This is a genomic window from Thermoplasmata archaeon (assembly GCA_035632695.1).
Lineage (GTDB): Archaea > Thermoplasmatota > Thermoplasmata > RBG-16-68-12 > RBG-16-68-12 > RBG-16-68-12.
The window spans coordinates 1-2,473 of record DASQGG010000164.1 but is presented as its reverse complement, the minus strand read 5'-3'; the positions used below and the strand labels follow the sequence as shown (position 1 = coordinate 2,473).

General features: G+C 64.9%; 4 protein-coding genes. 1 reads left to right on the top strand and 3 read right to left on the bottom strand.

Translation table 11 applies throughout. The annotated features are described in order from the left end of the window. Positions 1-135 (top strand): type II toxin-antitoxin system RelE/ParE family toxin (locus tag VEY12_10295; GenBank protein HYM40508.1); only part of this gene is annotated, 135 nt, incomplete at its 5' end. 73 nt (positions 136-208) lie between these two features. Here VEY12_10295 and VEY12_10290 read toward each other — a convergent pair. From VEY12_10290 to VEY12_10280, 3 genes are all read right to left on the bottom strand, one after another. After that, on the bottom strand, positions 209-1,363 hold the full coding sequence (locus VEY12_10290; GenBank protein ID HYM40507.1) for a 2-hydroxyacyl-CoA dehydratase: 1,155 nt from the start codon (positions 1,361-1,363) through the stop codon (positions 209-211). A 10-nt stretch (positions 1,364-1,373) separates the two neighbouring features. Then, complete coding sequence (locus VEY12_10285) at positions 1,374-2,174, bottom strand: acyl-CoA dehydratase activase (GenBank protein ID HYM40506.1); 801 nt, start codon at positions 2,172-2,174, stop codon at positions 1,374-1,376. A gap of 13 nt (positions 2,175-2,187) precedes the next feature. Continuing rightward, on the bottom strand, positions 2,188-2,473 hold a 286-nt coding region (locus VEY12_10280; protein ID HYM40505.1), incomplete at its 5' end, for a BadF/BadG/BcrA/BcrD ATPase family protein.

Sequence of the window (2,473 nt, the reverse complement as noted above, 5' to 3'; positions counted from 1 at the left end):
GTTCAGAAGCTAGTCAACTCTCCGTACTACAGACTGCGGATCGGCGACTACCGGGTCATCCTCGATGTCCAGGGCGAAGTTCTGCGGATCCTAGTCCTGAAGGTCGGACACAGGGAATCCATCTACGACCGGTGACCGCCTAGCAGGCTATGGATTGTGTCTTCAAATCCCGCCCGGTCCACTTCCTCGCGGTGGCGTTGGACCTCTTCTATTCGAAGAGGATGGACTCCACGAACGTCTCCACCATCGTTCGATCGTGCTCGAAGCTCGACGCGGATTCCTCGTACTCGAGGTGGAGATAAGGGACCTTCGACTTCTCGATCACGCTCTTGAAGATCACGCTGTCGTACAGGGCGGGCTCGCAGAACTTTGGCGTGCAGATGATGACCCCTTGCGCTCCGGTGGACGCGAGCAGGTCTGCATAGTTCCTCCGCTTGTCGATGTCGGGATGGAACCGCACCGTCAACGGATCCGGGTTCTCCACGTAGGACCGGGCCAGAGAAAGCAGAGGATCGGGGTCCGTAACGGGCACCTCCCCCATCCAGCGGGAGCCGATGAGCGCCTCGTCGTGAACGATGTAGCACCCCGCCGCCTCGATCGTCCGCATCAGCTGGAGCGGGGGCTGTTCGCAGAAGGTCCCGGTCACGACCACGCGGATCCGGTCCATGGGCTTCCCTTCCCGCGCCGAAACGTCCGTGCCGTAGGCCCGCAAGGCCGGCACGTATTGCTCGACGGGTAGGATCGATCCCGCTCGCATCATCGCATACCACTCCGTGTACGGGATGAGCCAGGGTCGGGACTGCCTGAGCTGCACGAGCTCCCGAAGGAGCCTCCGCTTCTCATTGCAGAGCCCGATGCTCGTCCGCAGATCTTCGGATCGGAGAGGGGTTCCGCCGATCTTCTCCAACCCGGACGCGAGACGCAGGTACTCCTCGCGGAGATACCGGGCCGCGTACGCGGACCCGTTGTTGACGGGGTAGTGGAGGTAGTCGACGTACCTCTCCTTGAGATTCCGCTTGGTGATCCCTGAGAGATTGCGCGCGACGTCGCAGATGTTGGAGAAGACCAGTCCGTCGAAGATGTCCAATGTGCCCTGGAGGGCCATCTGGAACACGCTGCGGCTGATCGAGCAGATGAAGGACTGCGTGTGCGCGGTCGCCATGTCCAGGGAGAGCCTCCCGGAGGCGCCGTACAGGCCGACGGGGAGCAGCCCCATGGCGTGGGCCAGCTCCTCGGGGAAATACACGGGGAAGTAGCCGAGGGCCGGACGGCCGGACTCCTCCTTCCATCGCTTCACCGACGCGAACGACGTGTAGGAGTCCTCGGCCGCGGCGGAGAATGGGTATGAGACTTCCTCGAGCATGGTCTTCGCATCACCCCGCGGTCGCACCCTTCTTGGTCCAACGTACCTGCCCGAGGAGCGCGGCGCCGAGCGCCCCCGCGTAGAAGAGACGGGGCGACGCGTTCACCGGCACGCCGAGCTTGTCCTGGAGGGCGCGGACGAACGCAGGATTGAGCACGAGCCCACCCGTGAGGGTCACCTGAGGCTCCACCCCGACCTGCCTCAAGGTAAGCAGGACCCGTCCCGCGATCGACTCGTGTGCCCCCATGAGGATGTCGACCATGGGGACCTCCTGCGTCACCAGGTTGATGACCTCGGACTCGGCGAGGACGGAACAGATCGTCGAGATGCTCACGGGATGGGTGGACTCCATCGCCGTCCGACCCAGGTCGTCCAAGTCGACGCGCGTGTAGTACGCGATCTTCTCGAGGAAGCCTCCGCCGCCCGCCGCGCATTTCTCAGTCGACCGGAACTTGAGCACCTTCCCCCGTTCATCGATGCGGAACGCCCGCGCGTTCCCCGCGCCGACGTCCACAGCCGAGCGAGTCCCAGGGAAGAGCAACTGCGCACCTCGGGCGTTCGCCGTGATGTCGGTCACGTTCAGGTCGCGGAACGAAATCCGGTATCGGCCGAAGCCTGTCGCGGTGACATAGGAGACGCGGTCGGGCGCGAGCCCCGCCGCGGCCAGGGCCTTCGCGTACGCATCACGGCCGGCCTTCTCGTAGTCAAAGCCGGTGGTCACGGCTCCCACCGCAAGGATGGACCCCCCGTCCTCCAGGAGCGCGGCCCGCGTGCTCCTCGCCCCGACATCGATCCCCGCCGTGATCGTCATGCGGACTCTCCCATCATGCCACCGCCGGAGTCGTCATCTTCTCGAGGGAGAACTGTGCCGCGCCGAGGGCGCCGCAGAACATCGTGAGGGGATCCACGTTCAGCCGGACGCCGAGCTGCTCCTCGAGACAGCGCTTCATCCCACGGTTCAGCGAGACGCCCCCGGTGAACGTCACCTCGGGCTCGATGCCGACCCTCCGCACGAGGCCGATGGCGCGGCTCGCGATGGCCGCATGGACCCCGTACAGGATGTCCTCGAGGCGGTTCCCCCAGGCGAGCTGCTCCTGGGTCTCCATCTCC

Bases quoted from the DNA above. Each gene is read 5' to 3' on its own strand.
- VEY12_10290 (HYM40507.1), bottom strand. From the start codon at position 1,363: ATGCTCGAGGAAGTCTCATACCCATTCTCCGCCGCGGCCGAGGACTCC.
- VEY12_10285 (HYM40506.1), bottom strand. From the start codon at position 2,174: ATGACGATCACGGCGGGGATCGATGTCGGGGCGAGGAGCACGCGGGCC.